The sequence below is a fragment of the Candidatus Pelagibacter sp. HIMB1587 genome (genome assembly GCF_052047775.1).
Lineage (GTDB): Bacteria > Pseudomonadota > Alphaproteobacteria > Pelagibacterales > Pelagibacteraceae > Pelagibacter.
In genome coordinates this window covers 468,210-487,513 of sequence record NZ_JBNAJJ010000002.1, presented here as the reverse complement: position 1 = coordinate 487,513, position 19,304 = coordinate 468,210, and the positions used below count along the sequence as shown (strand labels likewise).

The window sequence follows — 19,304 nt, the reverse complement described above, 5'->3', positions numbered from 1 at the left end:
GACTATACTACTAAAATTCTAGAATATTCTTCAACAGACAATATACCTTTTTTAATAAAATTTCTGCCAATAACTTGCATAGTTTTAAATCCATCTTTAATAGCAACCTCAAGCATCTCATCTCCTCTAGCATCTCTTAAGATTGCAGCTTCTAAGTTGGGAGTTTTTTTTAATACTTCATAAATTCCTTGTCTACCTTTGTATCCAGTATTATTGCATTCAGCACAACCTGCGCCCATTTTGGGGGTAAAAGAATTTAACTCTCCTTCAATAAATCCAAGTTGTAATAAACTTTCCTTAGTCGCTTTTTCATCATCCACAGTGCAAGATGAACAATTTTTTCTCGCCAACCTTTGAGCTACAATTAAACTTAATGCTGATGCAACCATGAAACTTGGTACGCCCATGTTTACTAATCTAACAACTGTTGAAACTGCATCGTTTGTATGAAGTGTGCTTAACAACAAGTGTCCAGTTAATGCCGCTTTGATTGCAATATCTACTGTAGATTTGTCTCTTATCTCTCCGACCAGAATTACCTCTGGGTCTTGTCTTAAGAAAGATTTTAATATTGCTTCAAATGTTAAACCAATTTCATTATTAGCTTGAATTTGACCCACGCCTTTTAAATAAAACTCTACTGGGTCTTCAGCTGTCATTATATTTGTTCCAGGACTATTTATTTTTTTTATACATCCATAAAGAGTTGTACTTTTACCACTCCCTGTTGGTCCCGTAACCAAAACCATTCCTTGGGGGGCTGTTATTGCTGTAACTAAATTATCATAATCTTCTTTATCAAGACCAATTTGTTCTAATCCTAAATCTGGACCAGCTGCGAGTAAACGCATAACTACTCTTTCACCCTCTTTTGCTGGAATCACTGAAAATCTAACATCTATATCAACATCATCTTCGTTTTTTGGTTGTGGGTTTTTAAACTGAAGTTTTCCATCTTGAGGGAGTCTTTTTTCTGAAATATCACAACCTGACATAATTTTTAATCTAGTGATTACTGCATTGTAATTCTCCATTAAAAATTGTTTAAATTGTAATTGCTCTTGGAGGACACCATCTTTTCTAAATCTTACTCTAGCCTCACCTCTTCTAAATATTTCAATATGAATATCACTCGTACCACTAAAAAAAGACTCGTTTAAAAGTTTATCAACAAACTCTACAACAGCATTTTCACCTTGAGTAATTTTAACATTTGGAACTTTTACGTTTAAATTTGGTTTTGAAGTTGGTGATTTTTGAGATTGAGTATTTGTCGATGCCGCAGAATCTTGCGTTGCTTCTATTACAGATTTAAACTTTAGGGCTTGATCTAAATTAGACGGTTTAGCAACATATAATTCAACATTGCATCCTGTCATACTTTTAATTTTGCCTGCTAGTGTTGATTTTGTTGGATCAAATAAAGCGATTTTTAAAATTCTTCCATTTAGTTCAAATGGAAGAATTTCGTTTTCCATTATGAAATCTTTAGGAAGTTTTTTTACAGCATCTTTTTTTATACTTTGTTCAGTTAAAATTATTTTACGTAAAGCGTAGTTTCTGGATACAGCCGAAACAATATCGTCTTCGCTAACCAGATTATCATTTATCAAGTATTCTAGAACACCAAGAGGTGCTTTACCGTTGTTTTCATATTTTTTTTTTGCGTCATTAAAGTTGGCCTCAGATAATTTTCCACTGGTCTTTAGAAGGCTTGAAATTTTAATACTTATTTCAGGATTAATTGAGGGCATGTATAAAGTTATAATAAAAATTATAACTTATACAACATTTGCACTTAGGAATATCAACAGTTGAGTTTTATCGTCTTTATCAGTTGTTTGTTTAAAAAATGCTCCCAATAGTGGAATTTTTGAGAAAAAAGGAACATATGTTTCGCTATTTTCTCTAGTATTTTTATAAACACCTCCAAGCACTGCTACATCACCTGCATTAATTTGAACTATCGATTTAATCGATTCTTTATTGGTTACAACATCTTCACCAGAGCTTTCTCCCGGTGCATCGTTTGCAAGTGTTAAGTCAATTTTTACTCTGTTTTCACCTACAATTTCTGGTTTTACCGTAATATTTAAGTTTTGTGGAATTTCTACTGTAGAGCCTGCAGCATCACCAGATGCCGGTATTACTTTTATCAAAGTTGTTCCTTGAGTAAGAGTTGCTGTTTCACCATCCATCGCAAATAATTTTGGATTTGAAACTGTTTCTGTATTGGAGTCTTTTACTGAGGCCGTAATTACTGCTTTGATCTTTGTCATTCCGATATTTCCAAGTAAAAAAGCTCCACCTGATACGCTGGCTGCATCTGATAAAGCAGTATTAGATATAGCTGTAGGACTTGAATCGTTCACAGGTGTTATTGAAGTTGTATTACTTGGATTAGTATCAATCCCTGTAAAAGTTATTCGGTCTCTTCCATCTGCGGTTGCTGCAGCATTCAATGCATCTATGTTGGCACTAAAGTTTTTGTTAAAGCCATCAGTTGCATTTACAATATAAGCTTCGATCATTACTTGTTTTTTTTCTAAATCAATTTTATTTAAAATGTTTTCTGCTTGATTTAATTGGGCATATGTTCCTGTGACCAAAATTTGATTGTTTTTTGCATCATCAACCATTGTAAAACCTTCTGCTTCTCCCATTATCTCTCCAAGAGACTCCATTAGATCTGTTGAACTTTGATAAAAAACTTTAAATATTTCTGTGATCATGGGCTCAGTACTATCTCCATCATTAGATACTGAACCACCAATTTCTAAAGAAGCTAAATTATTATTTTCTTCTATTGTATTGTCTATTTTATTTTTTTCTAATTCAGCAAAGAATTCTTTAGTATGAACTCTCAATAATCCCGAATCTTCATCAACTGTCATGATCAAACCATTTATATCTAAAATGGCATAAACAGCAGATCCCCATTTTATATTTTCAAAATCTATAGTTATCTCACCATTAACTTCGTTACCTATAATTATGTTTCTCTGAACCAGTCCAGCAAATAATTTTAAAGCTGATCTTATGTTCATATTATTCAGTTTTAAACTTACTTCTGTATCCTCTAATTTTTTAATTTTAAGATTTCTATCAATAAGTTTCAGTGATTTTTTTTCTTGCGCTTTACCTTCTGTCAAAGAAATTCTTCTTACTATTTTTTCATCCGTTTTATTTTTATTTAAAATATCATTTGAGTCTTGATTAAATTGCTCTGAAGTTTTCCTAAAATTTTCTGCACTTGCTTTTACATTAAAAGATTCAATTTCTTGAACAGCTCCTTTATCTGTTTGATCATAAGCCATTTTAGGTCTATCGGAAGTGCTGCAACTAACCAACAATACAGACAGTGTTAATACCAAAAATAATCTAATAAAATTAGTCATTAATTGAATAAATCCTCAACATTAGTTACTGTTTCACTTTCATTATCATTATTATTGTCATTGTTGTCTGTTTGATTTTCAATATTTGTATCATCATTATTTACATCATCGTTGATCAATTCATTAGTATTTGATTGTGGTAAAGATGCAATTGCCATTCCTACAATTGGAGTATTAATTAAAAACTCATATTCAATATTGTCCTCTAAAACAATCATTCTATTTTTTTCAATTGAAACTATTACTCCGTCTCTGTTTCCTATTCTATCTCCTTCTCTAACCATAAATTCACTATTGCTTATTTCTATAATTGCAAGATTATTTCTATCTATTTGAAAATCATTAATGCTCTTCTTGTCTAAATTTTCATAAGAAATATTTTCATTTGCATAAATTGGAATTTTTACTAATTGATTTTCGTTTAATATAACTGTGTTTTTTTCAAAAGCATTGAATTCGATTAATTCATTTATTTCCCTTTCATATTTTCCAGCAATTTTGGCTATTGTTTCGTTTTCATTTGTTACATGAATGAAGAAAGGTAGTAATAATTTATCACCAATCAAAATAATATTTTCATCTTCCAGGTCATTATAAGAAGCAAGTTGTACTGCACTTAAATTATACCTTTCAGCTATAGTATTTAAGTTTTGACCTTCTTTTACAATGTGAAATCTATTTGGTATAACCACTTTGTCACCGGCTACTAATTTTCTTGATCCAGGATAAATCGCATTTGCAATTTCTATTTCTCTTAATGAAAACCCGTATCTAAAAGCAATTTTCTCAATTGTATCATTTTCAGATATGGTATGTGTAGTAGGAGTTTTTGCTCTATCTATTTTTTTAACTTTAGCTCTTTGAAATTGATGATCAGACTCTTTACTTAAAGCTACTCCTTTCAATAAGTAGTCCCTTAATGAATATGCAACAATCGGATCTATATTTAAGACTGTAACAATTTCAGTTTCTTGAGGTTCGGCCTCAACAACTTCATTTACATCTTCTGTGTTATTAAATATTTCCTCTGTTAATTCTATTTCATTAGTTTCTTGTTCGATCACTACATCAGACTCAGACTCAACCGTTTCTTCAATTTTAATTTCAACAACTTCTGTTTCTTTTATAATGCCAATTTCATTAGTGAATGGATCACTATAAGAATTGCCATGTAAAAATACTATGACGATAGTTAATATATATCTAAGTAACATTATTTTTTATCTGCCTTTATTAATTTTGAAACTACCGTTTCATCATCGAAAACCTCATTCTTAATAGGCTTTAATGATATTCTTGAGTTAAATTTTTTAGTTATTTTTTCTTGTGGTAATTCTTCTTCTTTAGGTTCAGGTTGTCCTTCATCAGTATACAAAGCCAATTTATCTTCTTTTGAAAATTCTACTAATGCCTCAATTTTTGTGTCATTAACACTTTCATTGTTTGCAAAATTATCCATCATATTAACAACTGCTTGGTCATTCATCGCTACACCCGAAAATAAAATATTATTTTTTTCCTCAATAACAAAGGTTGTTAATCTAATATCTTTTGGAACTATTTCATTTAAACTGGCATAAAGATTTGCTGTTGTTTTTAAATTAGATCCAAATGAAGCAGCGGTTCTCACATCTGACTTTATTCTATCAATTTTGGCATTATAACCTTGTAAAAGATTTTTTTTACCTTCAAGATCTTCTTTTAAATCTTTCGCTGCACTAAGTTTAGAAGAATTGTTTAATAATTTTAAAATTTTAAATGGCACGACATGCCCAATAAAACCAATAACAAAAATCATTGATATCATTAAGCAAAAATTTCCTAATGATTTTGATCTTCTGTTTATTTTAACTTGATTAAAATTAGACAATAAATTTACGGACATGATTTCATCTGTTGGAAGGTTAAATGAATTTAATTTTCTAGATGCAATACCAATAGCTTCTGAAGCCAAAGATTTATTGCTAAGAGAATCTATGTATTTTTTTGCATCATCAGAAAACTCGATTGAATCTTCAGGATCATAAGTTTTAACTACAACGTCACCTAATTGTCTTTCAATCCCTTTTGAAACGTTCTTAATTTTTTTTCTATCAGTTATAATTGAAATAATACTAATTGGATCAAATTCATACTTTGTCTCATACTCAACTAAGTATTGCTTTATTTGGGAGCCAAGTCTCTCGAAAATTTCATCCCAAAATTCAGTTTCAACACTTTCAACTTCTTCTACTGTATCGAGTAACACTTGATCTGCTTCAATAATATTCAATTCTGAATATTGAAAACCTTTATTAGAACAAATGGTTATACTTTTTTCATCCTTAGTATAATTCAGCAATACATTTGGAGTTTCAAATCCTTCTTTACCTAGTAATAATCCTTGTGCATTCATGTTGGAAAAAGGAGCAAGATCAATAACTACTGGATTATAACCCGCTAATCTAAAAATATTAGAATAAGCCTCCACATATTTTTTTTCTAAAGTAACTAAAACTACATCCATAACTCCGAGTTCTTCGTTTGAACTTACAATAGAATAACTTGTTTCGAATTCATCTAAACTTTCTGGAGTTTCATCAAACTGATCCCAAAATCCTCCTAAAGAGGTTGCTTCTATTAAACTTTCATCATCCATAAATGGAATTTGTAAGTTATAAATTTGTGCTCTGGTGGTATCTAAAGAAACTGCAATATCTTTAGTTTTAGTTTTAATAGAGTCTAAAGCATTTTTTACCTGATCACTTAAATATGTGGTTGCAGCTAAAAAATCTTGATCTTCACCTATTCCAGCAATTTGCTGATTAGAGAAATTGTCAACTTTACAAATTCCCTTTTTAAATGAAATTTCTGCAGCTTGAATATTTTTGTCTCTAAAAACTACTCCAATTACTTTCTCTTTTTTTGAATGATTTTTTCCTATTAACTTTGTTATAGGGGAGAACATTTTTGCAATAGGAGGTCCAATTTTATCAATCATAATTTTTTAAAAACCTTATAAAATCACAATAATAAATACCGAATCAGTACACAAGCATTAGTTGTGTTACTTTATATATATCTCGATGTTAAAAAAAACTTGAAAAGATATAACTTTTAGAGCATCAAAACATTAATGAGCCTTCATGATAAATTAAAATCATATCCTAAAGAATATGATTTATCTGATATTCACATCAGATCGAATCAACCATTTGCAATAAGAGAAAATGGCGAGATAAAAGTTTTTAGTGAGGACATTGTTTCACGACAAGATATAGAAACTTTTTGGAAACAATCTTTAGATAAATCTCAATATGATTATTTAATTAGCAATGGTGATTTAGATTTTGCAGTTGTTGTTGATGGACAGAGATTTAGAGCAAACGGTTATTATTCTTCATATGGACCAAGTATGGTTCTTAGAAAAATTATAAGTGAAATTCCTAACATTGAAAAACTAGGTTTGCCACCAGCCGCACATGAAGCAATTACTCATAAAACCGGATTGGTACTTGTAACGGGACAAACTGGATCTGGTAAATCTACTTCACTTGCAGCTATGATAGATCAGATTAATTCTCATAGAGCAGAAAATATAATTACAATCGAAGATCCTATTGAGTTTGTTCATCCTGCTAAAAAAAGTATTATTTCTCAAAGGGAAGTTGGGAAAGATACTGGTAGTTTTGCAAAAGCATTGAAGTCAGCATTAAGACAAGATCCTGATGTAATTTTAGTTGGTGAGATGCGAGATCTAGAAACTATTTCATTAGCATTAACTGCTGCAGAAACTGGTCACTTAGTTTTTGGAACTTTACATGCAAGTAGCGCATCATCAACAATTACAAGAATTTTAGATGTCTTTCCACCAGCACAAAAAGAACAAGCACAAACTATGTTAGCTGGATCTATTAGATTGGTAATGTCTCAACAATTATTAAAAAAGAAAGGTGGAGGAAGAATTGGCTGTCATGAAGTAATGACAGGGACACCAGCGATAAGAAATTTAATTAGAGAAGGTAAAACAGAGCAAATTCAATCTACTCTTCAAACATCTGCTAAAGATGGAATGTTTACAATGGAAAAATGTCTTGAGGGTTTAAAGCTCAAAAAATTAGTTGAGTAAATTAATTAGAACTTTCAGTAAATCTTTGTTGCGGAACTATTGCAGAAAAAGTTCCAGTACCGGTACAATTACTTTCAGTTTGTTCACCAAGGCCTCTGTTTACACTTGAAGGATTTGGATTATTTGCTCCTTCACATTTTAAATTAAAATCTACATTACCTTTTAACTCAACCTCAACCTCTAAAAACTTGATATTGTTAGCTGTGGATTTTGTAATAATATTATTATAAAGATAATTAGCTGCTAAAAATGCAAAAAAAGCTAGAAAGAATATTTTAATGTTATTTAAATTTTTTTTAAAATTTACCATCATTTTTATTGTTATAGCTTTTATTCCTAAAAATTCTAATGCAAATATTTATCAACTAAGTTGTAAAAATAAAAAAAATACAACAATTTGGGTTTATTCAAAGAAGAGAAAACAAATTATTTTAACTAAAATTAATAGTTCAAAAACAAAAGTAAATTTCAAGATGGGTAAACAAACCCCATCATCTTTCTCGTCTGTTGGATCTATTGGCGGACTTCAAACAAATTTAACTTACAGCCAAAATTCTAATGAATTAGCGTTGTTACAAAAATCTTTAAGAGGGTCTAACCAATTTTACAAATGTGCAAAACCAAAACTTGTTAAAGAAGAATAGTTAAAATATTAAAGTTAAAGTTGTACCTGGACCAACCACATTGTGCTTGTACTCGCAAAATTTAGAAGTTTTTTTAATGAAGTATACCCCCAAACCCCCAGGTCTGACTTTATCAAGATCTCTTGGTTTAATCGTATCTAAAGGTACTTGTTCACCGTAGTCAGTAATTATTACTTTAAGCTCACTATCTTTTATAATTTCTAAATTTAAATCAATTTTTTGATCTTTTTTCATTTTATATGAATAACGAATTACATTTTGCAAAGCTTCATCAATTGCTAAAGTTACGCTTGCTAATTCGATATTAGGTAAATTTGATTTACAAAACTCCTCTATTTTCGATCTTGTATCTTTTAACTCTGAGGGATTTGAAAGCATTGTAAAATTCATAAATAAATTTCAATAGTATTACCCAATATGGGTATATTAAATTAAAAAAAATAGTTTATAAGAGAATTATGAAAAAAATCTTACTAATTTTATTTACATCATTAATATTTTTTCAAAACATAGTCAAAGCAGAAGTTGCTATGATTGGAGTTGTAGATGGAATGGTATGCATGGCATGCCAAGCAAAAGTTGAAAAAGAACTTAAAGCTGCAACAGGTGAAGGTAACGTTGAAGTTTCATGGCCAGAGGGAGTTGCGTTTATAAACTTTGAAAATACTCCAAATTTTTCTGAGGAAGACTTCAAAAAAGTAATTGAGAACGCTGGTTTTGCAGTTGGTAAAGTTGCTACTTTGAATGAAAAAATTATTGATCCAAAATCTGGATTGATTTCATTAAATAAATTTTAATTATTTACTTTCCAATCAGTTTCGAAAGTCACATAGTTTACTTGTAAACATCGTCTTTCTTTAAGAATGCTTTTTTTTTCCATACCATGCCAAGTATTTGGTCCGCTGGTAAAAAGATAACCGTAGTTGTTTCTGTAAGGCAATGTTTTAACTTTCTCTAATTTTTCATTGTAAAAATCAGTTCCTAAATCCTCAGATTCATTTGTTTTATTTACAAAAATTAATCCTGACATTAATTTTTCTTTGATATCACAGTGCGGTTTAAGCCAAAATCCTTCCCTATCACAAATTACTTCAACTCTAACAAATGAATTAGATAAATCTTTATTGATCATTTTAGATATTGTCTCGAATGTTTCTTTTGATTGTAGCTCGTTGATAAATTTTACAAGATTTGGAAATTGTGAACTATTTTCTTTAGTGACAAAACATCTAAATTTAATTGCTTTACCACCGTTTGAAATACCCTCTCTAAACTCAGCAGCACCACCATCTATTGCTCTAGTTCCATCGTAATTTAAATTATGCTGACTTAAATCTGGGATATCTGCTTTAACAATCTCTTCAATTGCTCCTTCAGATAAAGCATTGCTATATTCCCAATGATCAAATGGTGTTTCATATTTTTTTGAATTATTTTTTATAGAATTTAAAAATGACATTAAGATTAAATTTTTTCTTTAATAATTTTTGCTACTCTATTCGTTTCATCTAGTTTTTCATAGTTCCAATTTTCAATTTCCTCACCTAAGTTTCTAGTGATATTTAGTTCTCTAAATAAGTTTCTAAATCTTTGGAATCTTTTATCATTCTTTTTTGGTAAAATATTCGCAACATAGATTGGTTTACCTGTCAAAGCAGCCTCAGAGATCATAGAGCTCGAGTCACATGTAACAACTATATTTTCAGATAAAGCTAATGCAGATAAATATGCTTTTTTATCTACATTCATAATCACTGTATGTTTTTCTCCAAAAAACTCTTTTGCATAATGAATAGTATTTATTGGGGTTCTAATTGATGGAATCACTACTAATTGGAAATCATGTTTCTTGATTAATTTATAAAACATTGAGAAAATGTGTTTCATATTTTTAGTTGAATAATCATAATATTTTGTTGGTCCTCCCATAATTAAGCACCAAATTTTTCTTTCGTCCTTTTTGATAAAAGAATTTAAATAATCTTTATTTTCTTCAATTTCTTTCTCTGAAAGATAATGAATAGCTCCCTTTGTGCTAATAACATTCTCGCCATTAATTCCGTCATGTTCTGGTGCAACAATAAAATCGAAATGATTAAAATCTATTTTTGGATCTTGGATATGAATATTAAATATTTTTTTTTTAGAAATACTTTTTAAGTGAATAGATGGAATTACACTCTTTCTTCCACATGAGATTATTAAATCAAAATCATTATCTTCAATCTTTTTATAAACATTTTGAGAAATTGGAGTAAATTTAGGTGGAACAAGTTTCCAAATACTTTTTAGTTCAACCTTGTGGTGAATAAAATCAATATCAAGTGCTTTAGCAAGTCCCTCGACTTGACTAATCATTCCGTGCATCCCTTGAGTTAATAATAAACCTTTTAATTTAGACATTAATCACTATATAGCTTCCATATGAGTCAAAATCCAACTAAACACACAAAAGTGTTAATAATTGGATCTGGTCCTGCCGGATACACAGCTGCTGTTTATGCTGCACGAGCAATGTTGAAACCTATCCTTGTTCACGGAGCTCAACCAGGCGGACAATTAACAACTACAACTGATGTGGAAAATTTTCCAGGCTTTGCAGAAGTAATTCAAGGACCATGGCTAATGGATCAAATGAGAGATCAAGCAAAAGCTGTTGGAACAGAAATGATAGAAGACCATATTGGATCAGTGAATTTAAAATCTACACCATTTGAAGCTGTCGGTGATAGTGGTCAAAAATATACTGCAGATAGCATAATTATTTCAACTGGTGCGCAAGCAAGATGGCTAAACATTAAATCTGAACAAGAATTTAGAGGATTTGGAGTTTCAGCATGTGCTACATGTGATGGTTTCTTTTTTAAAGATAAAGAGGTTGCTGTAGTTGGAGGCGGTAATGCTGCGGTAGAAGAGGCAATGTTTCTTACAAAATTTGCATCAAAAGTAAAATTAATTCATAGACGAGATAGTTTAAGAGCTGAAAAAATGCTGCAAAAGAAATTGATGGAAAATAAAAAAATTGAAATAGTTTGGGACTCTGTTGTTGAAGATGTTTTGGGTGATAGTGAACCCAAAAATGTTAAGGGTATAAAAATAAAAAATTTGAAAACTGAAAAAACAGAGGAAGTAAAATTAGATGGGTTATTTATTGCTATTGGTCATGATCCTGCAACTCAACTTTTCAAAGACCAATTAGAAATGGATAAAGAAGGTTATTTAATCACAAAACCAGATTCTACAGAAACAAATATTCCTGGAGTTTATGCTGCGGGTGATGTTAAAGATAAAACTTTTCGACAAGCAGTAACAGCAGCTGGTATGGGATGTATGGCAGCATTAGAAGCAGAAAAATTCCTAGCCCATTAATTTTAAGTTATAACTAAAAGTATTTGCTAGATAATGAATAATCGTTAAGATTAAGCTTAATATAAAAATTTTGTATAACCTCATCTTTTAATTTTGGGTATATAATTAAGTCAAATGAACAGAAGAAAATTTATAAAAACTGTGAGTCAAATTATGATTGCTTGGGGATTAAGCCCAAATCTCGCATTTGCCTCGGAAACTAATAAAATATTATCAGGAAAATTTTTCATAGATGGCAAGGAAGCAGAATTAAATTTTCAAGATTTAAATAATTCTACAATTGAAACTAAAGATGAAAAATCAATAATTAAATTTAAAGATGATTTTTATTTGATAAGACCTAAAACAAAACTTCAATTTGTCTCAAAGAAATTGTTAAAAGTTATCAAAGGTTCTGTTCATGCAGTATTTGGAAAAAGACAAGAGGAATTAAATGTTGAAATTCCTCATGGCACAATTGGAATAAGAGGAACCTCTATTTTCATTGATATTGAGCCTGAACAGAACAGAAGTTATTTTTGTAATTGTTATGGAGAAACAGTTCTGTATGACAAAAAAGGAAATTTATTAGAAACAGTGGTTTCATATGGGCACGAGTCTGGTGCACTTACAGAAGATGGAAAATTTAAACGGTATGGAATTAATTATTTAAAAAATATTTATGCTTTAAGACACCCAAAAATATTCGACGAAGAAATGGAAAAAGTTGGGTGCATCGTAGAAAATAGTCATTGTACCTTAAAATAAATTTATTTTACTAAATCTGAAATTTGATCTGACTCAAAGATTTTTTGATCAATATTATCATTTGCAATTCTAATCATTGCTTTTGCAATTGTTTCTGAATGAATTGATCTCATTTTTCTAAGTGGTCCAATAAATAAAGGATTGAGAAGTTTAAAAATAATTATTCCTATTTTCTCTCCTAGTCTGAATTCTTTTCTGTTACCCAATATAAATGAGGGTCTCATAATTCCTATTTTGGAAAAACCTAAACTTAAAATCTCTTCTTCTACTAAGCCCTTATATTTTAAATAATCTCCTGAACTTTTAGAATTTGCGTATCCTGATGACACAAATAAATATGAATTAATATTATTAGATTTTGCAATTTGAGCTACTTGTTTTGGAATATCTAATTCAATTCTTTGATATTCATTTTTATCAGGAGAATTTTTTTTTGTTGTCCCAATACAAAAGAAACATTCATCTCCCACAATCTGTTCTTTATGCTTTTCTAAATTATTAAAATCAATTTGAATTACTTCAATTTTTGAGCTGTTTATTTGAATTGAAGAACGTACAAAAATTTTAATTTTAGAGTAATTATCATTCTGAATAAGTTGATTTAGAACATGACCTCCAACTAATCCGGTTGAACCAAATAATAATGCTGTTTTCACTTCTTAAGAAAGACTTTCACAGAAAGATTTTATTCTATCCATGGCTTTTTTCAAATTTTGCATTGAAGTAGCATAAGAAATTCTAAAGTATCCATCTAAACCAAATGCAGATCCTTGAACGACTGCAACATTAGATTTTTCAAGTAATTTTTGAACAAACTCTGTATCTGTTTTCAATTTAGTTTTTTTATTTAACAATCCCTTACAACTTGGAAAGACATAAAAAGCTCCGTTAGGTGTTAAACAATTTATACCTTTAATACTATTCAAACTTTTAACAACAAAATCTCTTCTTTCTTTAAAAGCTTTTGATCTTTTTTTTATAAAACTTTGGTTTCCATTTAAAGCTTCAACTGCAGCAGCTTGACTGATTGATGATGGGTTTGATGTAGATTGAGATTGAATTTTACCAATTGCTTTAATGATATCTTTTGGTCCAGCGGCATACCCTATTCTCCAACCTGTCATTGCATACGATTTACTAACCCCATTCATTGTTAAAGTTCTATCTTTTAATTTAGAATTTTGGGCAATCGTATAAAAATTAAAATTATCGTATGCTATATGTTCATAAATATCGTCACTTAAAATATGAACTTTTTTATTTCTAATTAAAACTTTTGCTAAATCTTCAATTTCTTTTTTGGAATAACCTGCTCCAGTTGGATTAGATGGTGAATTTAAAATCACCCATTTAGTTTTTTTGGTAATAGCTTTTTTTAATTTACTTGCAGTAAGTTTAAATCCTTCTTCCTCTGTGCACTTAACTATCTTTGGTTTTCCACCAGCTAATAAAACCATATCGGGATAAGAAACCCAAAAAGGTGCAGGAATAATTACTTCATCCCCTTTATTTAAAGTTGCCATGAAAGCATTATAAAGAACTTGTTTTCCACCTGTTCCAACAGTGATTTGATCAGTAGTGTAATTAATTTTGTTTTCTCTTTTAAACTTATCTACGATTGCTTTTTTTAAAGCAGGTGTTCCATCTACAGCTGTGTATTTGGTGTCTCCACTTTTGATAGCTTTAATTGCAGCATTTTTAATATTATCTGGTGTATCGAAATCTGGTTCTCCAGCCCCAAGTCCAATTACATCTTTTCCTGCAGCTCTAAGTTCTCTTGCTTTTTGAGTAACTGCAATAGTTGGTGATGGTTTAATTCGTTTTAAACTGTCTGATATTATGCTCATTGAAATATAAATAAATTCTAATACGCTGTTTAATATATGGAAAATACTTATCAAGATTTAATTACAGATATTCAGAGTAAAAATCCTAAAATTGGTGGAAAACTCGAAGGCGGAAAAAAATTCAAAATTAAATCTGATTTTAAACCTGCAGGTGATCAACCAGAAGCTATCAAGAAATTAGTAAATGGTGCAAATAAAGATCAATTTAATCAAGTATTACTTGGAGTTACAGGGTCTGGAAAAACTTTTACAATGGCAAAAGTAATCGAGGCTACTAATAGACCAGCATTGATACTTGCTCCAAACAAAACACTTGCAGCACAACTTTATGGAGAAATGAAAACATTTTTTCCAGATAATGCAGTAGAATATTTTGTTTCTTATTATGACTATTACACGCCAGAAGCGTACGTTCCAAGATCTGACACTTACATAGAAAAAGAGGCATCGATTAATGAACAGATTGATCGAATGAGACACTCAGCAACTAGATCTCTTTTAGAAAGAGATGATGTTTTAATTGTAGCAAGTGTTTCATGTATTTATGGATTAGGTTCTGTTGAGGCGTACAGTAAAATGACGCTAACTCTTCAAAAAAATTATGATTACAACAGAGAAGAAATAATTAAATCTTTAGTTGCTTTACAATACAAAAGAAATGATCAAAATTTTTATAGAGGAACATTTAGAGCAAGAGGAGAATATTTAGAAATATTTCCCTCCCATCTAGAAGATAGAGCTTGGAGACTTTGTCTTTTTGGAGATAAATTGGAACAGATAGAGGAGTTTGATCCTTTAACTGGAGATAAAGTTAGAGAACTAAGTTTGGTAAAAGTCTATGCTAATAGTCACTACATAACTCCAAAGCCTACAATTGAACAGGCAGTTATTAATATTAAAAAAGAATTAGAAATTACTTTAAAAAAACATAGAGCAGAAAATAAATTATTAGAGGCTCAAAGGTTAGAAGAAAGAACCAAGTTTGATTTAGAAATGATTGAAGCAACTGGTTCTTGTGCTGGAATTGAAAACTATTCTAGATTTTTATCTGGAAGAAAACCAGGAGAACCCCCTCCTACTCTATTTGAATATTTTCCAGATAACACTCTAATATTTGTTGATGAATGTCACGTAACTGTTCCACAACTAAATGGAATGTATAAAGGAGATAGATCAAGAAAAAGTACTCTTGCAGAATATGGCTTTAGACTACCATCATGTATGGATAATAGACCATTAAAATTTGAAGAGTGGGATTTAATGAGAACTCAAACTGTATTTGTATCTGCAACACCAGGACCATGGGAACTAGAGCAAACAAAAGGAAAATTTATTGATCAAGTTATTAGACCAACTGGACTAATTGATCCTGTAGTTGAAATTAGACCTGCCAAAAATCAGGTAGATGATTTAATGCACGAATGCAAAAGAGTGATTGAAAATAATCATCGTGTTTTAGTCACAACTCTTACTAAGAAAATGGCAGAAGACTTAACAGAATATCTTCATGAAAATGGAATTAAAGTTAGATACCTTCACTCAGATATCGATACTTTGGAGAGAATTGAAATAATGAGAGATTTAAGAATGGGTGTATTCGATGTTTTAGTTGGTATTAACTTATTAAGGGAAGGACTTGATATTCCTGAATGTGCGCTAGTTGGAATTTTAGATGCAGACAAAGAAGGTTTTTTAAGATCGGAAACATCACTCATTCAAACAATAGGTAGAGCAGCAAGAAATGTAGATGGAAAGGTTATTTTGTATGCTGATAAAGAGACTAAAAGTATAAAAAAGGCAGTTGCCGAAACTGATAGAAGAAGAAATATTCAAATAGCTTACAATAAAAAACATAAAATTAGTGCTACATCAGTCAAAAAAGAAATAAGTGACATTTTAGAGAGTGTTTATGAAAAAGATTATGTAAAAATTAGTGAGGGCTCTAATGTTGGAGGAAACTTAAAAAAACACCTCAAAGCACTAGATAAAAAGATGAAAGAAGCTGCATCTAATCTTGAATTTGAAGAAGCCGCTAAAATTAGAGATGAAATAAGAAAATTAGAAAGCAGCGAATTAGAAATTACATTAAATCCCAAAATAAGGCAGTATGATGTAAAAAATAAACTTTATCCAAAAGGTCGATCAACAATGGGGATGCCTGGAACAAAAGTTACAAAAAAAAGAGATAAAAAATGGAAGCACGAAAAATAATTATTACAGGTGGGGCAACTAGAATTGGTGCTGCAATTGCAAAAAAATTATCTGGTCCTAATAAAGAAATTTTAATTCATTTTAATAAATCAAAATCAAAAGCTGAGAAGTTAAAAAAAGAACTATCAAATAATGATACTAAAGTTTACTTGGTTAAAGGTGATTTAAGTAAAGAAAATGATGTAAATAAAATTGTAAAATATGCAAAATCAAAACTTAAGTATTTTGATTGTCTAATAAATAATGCCTCTTTGTTCGAAAATGATAAATTAGAGAACTTTACAACAGATAGTTGGGGGCAACATTTAAGAACAAATTTAAGAACACCCGCATTGTTATCAAAAGAATTTGCAAAAAATGTCAAAGGTGCAAATAACAACATAATTAATATTATTGATCAAAGAGTTTTCAAACTAACTCCATATTTTTTTTCGTACACAATTAGTAAAACTGGACTTTATACTTTAACTAAAACTAGCGCCATGAGTTTAGCTCCAAAGATTAGAGTAAACGGCATTGCACCTGGCCCAACTATTAAAAATCAAAGACAATCTGAAAAACATTTTAGAAAACAGTATTTAGCAACCCCACTAAAAAGACAAGTTGATGTTGAACAAATATGTAATGCTGTTGACTTTTTTATAAAAAATATATCTATTACAGGTCAAGTTTTAGCAATAGATAGTGGGCAAAATCTAAACTGGCAAACACCAGATATAATGGGCAAAGAATGAAAAGAAGTAATTTTAAGATTATTAAAATGGATAAAAACAAAAGTCTTTTTAATTACGAAAAGAAAATTCTAATTAATGAACTAATTTTAAATTTAAAACTTGGATATTATGACTTTGAAAAGAAAAAGCCTCAAAAAGTTAAATTTAGCCTAGAAATTGATTACGAGGATAAAAAGCCATCGAGTGATAAAGATATAAAATCAATTGTTAATTATGGAACAATTGTAAAATTAATCACAAAACTCGTTAAAAAAAAACATTACAACTTTCTTGAAACATTAGCTGAGGCTGTATTTGATGAATTATTCAAAGATCAAAGGATTGCTAAAATAATGTTGAAAATTGAGAAATTAGAAATTCTTAAACAATGTTCATCTGTTGGTATTCAAATTACCAAAAAAAGAAGTCATGATAAGCTCTGAAATAGGAAAAGAGGTAATTAAAAAAGAGCTCTCGCTAGTCCCTAAACTTCCTGGTGTCTACAGGATGCTAAATGAAAAAAATGAAATCCTTTATGTAGGAAAAGCAAAGAATCTCCCTAATAGACTTAAAAGTTATGTATCTGAAAAAAACCATATAATTAGAACTGAGAGAATGTTGTCTCAAACTAGAAAATTAGAGATAACAACTACTTCGAATGAAAGTGAAGCTCTACTTCTAGAAGCAAACCTAATTAAAAAATTTAAACCAAAATTCAATATTTTATTAAGAGATGATAAGTCATTTCCATTCATCTTTATTGGTAACAAAGATAAATGGCCACAAATCAAAAGACATAGAGGAAAAAAAACAAAAGAAGGATTTTATTTTGGCCCTTTTGCATCGGCAGGTTCAGCTAACTGGACTATAAAGATGATCCAAAAAATTTTTCATTTAAGAGTTTGCGATGATACTGTTTTTAAAAATAGAGAAAGACCTTGTATTCTTTATCAAATAAAAAGATGTTCTGGACCATGTGTTGGTTATGTTGAAAAAAGTGATTATCAACAAACAGTTGATGATGCTATTGAATTTGTGTCAGGTAAATCAAGAAAAATTCAAAAAAATCTCTCCAGCCAAATGGAAAAGGCAAGTGAGGAATTAGATTTTGAAAAAGCAGTAATTTTAAGAGATAGAATTAAAGCTTTAAATATTATTCAATCCTCTCAAAGAATTAATGAGGCAAACTTAGTAGAAGCAGATGTTATTGCTGGATACAAAGAGTCTGGCAAAACTTGTATTCAAGTATTTTTTTATCGTTCAAAGCAAAATTGGGGTAACCAAGCTTTTTTTCCAAAACATGACCCTGATGAAAAATTAGGAGATATTTTAAATTCATTCGTTTCACAATTTTATGAAAATAAAAGTGTGCCTTCTGCAATAATATTATCTGAGGAAATAAAGGAAAAAGTTTTAATTGAGAAAACTTTAACTCAAAAAGAGGGAAAACAAATTAACATTAGTGTTGCTAAAAAAGGTTCAAAACTAAAAGTAATTAATCAAGCAATAAAAAATGCAAAAGACAGTTTGAATAGAAAACTTTATGAGAGTCAGAATAATCGAGAACTTTTTGATGAAGTTGCAAAAAAATTCAATCTTGAAACAAATATAAATTTAATTGAGGTTTATGATAACAGCCATATCCAAGGAACAAATAGTGTTGGAGCTTTAATTGCATATGGTGATGAGGGATTTATTAAAAAAAGATATAGAAAGTTCAACATCAAGCACAAAAAAAATGAGCAAGATGATTACGGCATGATGAGAGAAGTATTAAACAGAAGGTTTAAACGTGCTGTTCAGGAAAAAGATAATTATCTCACTTTTCCTGATTTAGTATTAGTTGATGGAGGCAAAGGACAATATTCAGTAGCTAGAGAAAGTTTAAATGAATTGGGGCTTCACGACATTCCAATTATTGCAATAGCAAAGGGTAAATTTCGTAATAGTGGAAATGAAACATTTTTTCATAATGGAAAAGAATATAAATTCTCAAAAAATGACCCTACTCTATTCTTTCTTCAAAGGATAAGAGATGAATCACACAGATTTGCAATCAGTGCCCACAGAGCAAAGAGAAAAAAAGGAATTAGCAAATCTTTACTGGACCAAATTGAGGGTATAGGAGCAATTAGAAAAAGAGCACTGTTAAACCATTTTGGGTCAGCGAGATCTGTTGAGTCTGCTAGTTTAGATGAAATTAAATCTGTTGAAGGTGTTGAAGAAAAAGTAGCAAAAAAGATATATAACTTCTTCCACGAATAATT

19 protein-coding genes are annotated in these 19,304 nt (G+C 30.0%); 9 read left to right on the top strand and 10 right to left on the bottom strand.

Annotation, left to right across the window (positions count from 1 at the left end; genetic code table 11):
• Positions 1-2: 2 nt before the first annotated feature.
• The 4 genes from ACTTBE_RS07090 to ACTTBE_RS07075 are packed head-to-tail and all read right to left on the bottom strand — an operon-like array spanning position 3 to position 6,378.
• Entirely contained in the window at positions 3-1,754 is a 1,752-nt protein-coding gene (locus ACTTBE_RS07090) for a GspE/PulE family protein (protein ID WP_440677728.1), read from the bottom strand.
• Between the two features lie 27 nt (positions 1,755-1,781).
• Positions 1,782-3,398: a secretin N-terminal domain-containing protein gene (locus ACTTBE_RS07085; protein ID WP_440677727.1), complete on the bottom strand. Its 1,617-nt coding sequence runs from the start codon at positions 3,396-3,398 to the stop codon at positions 1,782-1,784.
• Positions 3,398-4,612 (bottom strand): LysM peptidoglycan-binding domain-containing protein, encoded by a 1,215-nt coding sequence (locus tag ACTTBE_RS07080; protein WP_440677726.1) that lies wholly within the window; start codon positions 4,610-4,612, stop codon positions 3,398-3,400. The genes ACTTBE_RS07085 and ACTTBE_RS07080 overlap by 1 nt, the downstream gene beginning before the upstream one ends.
• On the bottom strand, positions 4,612-6,378 hold the full coding sequence (locus ACTTBE_RS07075; protein ID WP_440677725.1) for a PilN domain-containing protein: 1,767 nt from the start codon (positions 6,376-6,378) through the stop codon (positions 4,612-4,614). The genes ACTTBE_RS07080 and ACTTBE_RS07075 overlap by 1 nt, the downstream gene beginning before the upstream one ends.
• A gap of 135 nt (positions 6,379-6,513) precedes the next feature.
• Here ACTTBE_RS07075 and ACTTBE_RS07070 point away from each other — a divergent pair, with 135 nt between their 5' ends.
• The gene (locus tag ACTTBE_RS07070; RefSeq protein WP_440677724.1) at positions 6,514-7,506 is read left to right on the top strand and encodes a type IV pilus twitching motility protein PilT; all 993 of its coding nucleotides are present in this window, start codon (positions 6,514-6,516) and stop codon (positions 7,504-7,506) included.
• 1 nt (position 7,507) lies between these two features.
• Here the strand turns inward: ACTTBE_RS07070 and ACTTBE_RS07065 are convergent, their stop codons facing one another.
• Entirely contained in the window at positions 7,508-7,819 is a 312-nt protein-coding gene (locus ACTTBE_RS07065) for a hypothetical protein (RefSeq protein ID WP_440677723.1), read from the bottom strand.
• Between ACTTBE_RS07065 and ACTTBE_RS07060 the strand changes: the two genes are divergently transcribed.
• Positions 7,785-8,150: a hypothetical protein gene (locus ACTTBE_RS07060; RefSeq protein ID WP_440677722.1), complete on the top strand. Its 366-nt coding sequence runs from the start codon at positions 7,785-7,787 to the stop codon at positions 8,148-8,150. The genes ACTTBE_RS07065 and ACTTBE_RS07060 overlap by 35 nt on opposite strands.
• Here the strand turns inward: ACTTBE_RS07060 and ACTTBE_RS07055 are convergent, their stop codons facing one another.
• The gene (locus ACTTBE_RS07055; protein ID WP_440677721.1) at positions 8,151-8,540 is read right to left on the bottom strand and encodes an ATP-binding protein; all 390 of its coding nucleotides are present in this window, start codon (positions 8,538-8,540) and stop codon (positions 8,151-8,153) included. It lies immediately after the preceding gene.
• 68 nt (positions 8,541-8,608) lie between these two features.
• Between ACTTBE_RS07055 and ACTTBE_RS07050 the strand changes: the two genes are divergently transcribed.
• A complete protein-coding gene (locus ACTTBE_RS07050) occupies positions 8,609-8,947 on the top strand; it encodes a heavy-metal-associated domain-containing protein (protein WP_440634674.1) in 339 nt (112 codons plus the stop codon).
• Here the strand turns inward: ACTTBE_RS07050 and ACTTBE_RS07045 are convergent.
• On the bottom strand, positions 8,944-9,609 hold the full coding sequence (locus ACTTBE_RS07045) for a hypothetical protein (protein ID WP_440677720.1): 666 nt from the start codon (positions 9,607-9,609) through the stop codon (positions 8,944-8,946). The two genes, ACTTBE_RS07050 and ACTTBE_RS07045, sit on opposite strands and share 4 nt — an antisense overlap.
• 5 nt (positions 9,610-9,614) lie before the next feature.
• Positions 9,615-10,553 carry a mitochondrial fission ELM1 family protein gene (locus ACTTBE_RS07040; RefSeq protein ID WP_440677719.1) on the bottom strand — a complete coding sequence of 313 codons (939 nt, stop codon included), beginning with the start codon at positions 10,551-10,553 and terminating at the stop codon, positions 9,615-9,617.
• Positions 10,554-10,574: 21 nt separating this feature from the next.
• On the opposite strand from ACTTBE_RS07040, the gene trxB reads away from it, so the two are divergent.
• Positions 10,575-11,519 carry a thioredoxin-disulfide reductase gene (gene trxB / locus ACTTBE_RS07035; protein ID WP_440677718.1) on the top strand — a complete coding sequence of 315 codons (945 nt, stop codon included), beginning with the start codon at positions 10,575-10,577 and terminating at the stop codon, positions 11,517-11,519.
• A 114-nt stretch (positions 11,520-11,633) separates the two neighbouring features.
• On the top strand, positions 11,634-12,266 hold the full coding sequence (locus ACTTBE_RS07030; RefSeq protein ID WP_440677717.1) for a hypothetical protein: 633 nt from the start codon (positions 11,634-11,636) through the stop codon (positions 12,264-12,266).
• A gap of 2 nt (positions 12,267-12,268) precedes the next feature.
• Here the strand turns inward: ACTTBE_RS07030 and ACTTBE_RS07025 are convergent, their stop codons facing one another.
• Positions 12,269-12,922: an NAD(P)H-binding protein gene (locus tag ACTTBE_RS07025; protein WP_440677716.1), complete on the bottom strand. Its 654-nt coding sequence runs from the start codon at positions 12,920-12,922 to the stop codon at positions 12,269-12,271.
• 3 nt (positions 12,923-12,925) lie between these two features.
• Positions 12,926-14,113, bottom strand: coding sequence for a pyridoxal phosphate-dependent aminotransferase (locus tag ACTTBE_RS07020; RefSeq protein ID WP_440677715.1), 1,188 nt, complete (start codon positions 14,111-14,113; stop codon positions 12,926-12,928).
• A gap of 36 nt (positions 14,114-14,149) precedes the next feature.
• Here ACTTBE_RS07020 and uvrB point away from each other — a divergent pair, with 36 nt between their 5' ends.
• The 4 genes from uvrB to uvrC are packed head-to-tail and all read left to right on the top strand — an operon-like array spanning position 14,150 to position 19,302.
• A complete protein-coding gene (uvrB, locus tag ACTTBE_RS07015) occupies positions 14,150-16,324 on the top strand; it encodes an excinuclease ABC subunit UvrB (protein ID WP_075506374.1) in 2,175 nt (724 codons plus the stop codon).
• Positions 16,306-17,058, top strand: a complete 753-nt coding sequence (locus ACTTBE_RS07010) for an SDR family oxidoreductase (protein ID WP_440677714.1) — start codon at positions 16,306-16,308, stop codon at positions 17,056-17,058. Before uvrB ends, ACTTBE_RS07010 begins: the two co-directional genes overlap by 19 nt.
• Positions 17,055-17,480 (top strand): dihydroneopterin aldolase, encoded by a 426-nt coding sequence (locus ACTTBE_RS07005; protein WP_440677713.1) that lies wholly within the window; start codon positions 17,055-17,057, stop codon positions 17,478-17,480. The genes ACTTBE_RS07010 and ACTTBE_RS07005 overlap by 4 nt, the downstream gene beginning before the upstream one ends.
• Positions 17,467-19,302, top strand: a complete 1,836-nt coding sequence (uvrC, locus tag ACTTBE_RS07000) for an excinuclease ABC subunit UvrC (RefSeq protein ID WP_440618914.1) — start codon at positions 17,467-17,469, stop codon at positions 19,300-19,302. The genes ACTTBE_RS07005 and uvrC overlap by 14 nt, the downstream gene beginning before the upstream one ends.
• Positions 19,303-19,304: the final 2 nt, after the last annotated feature.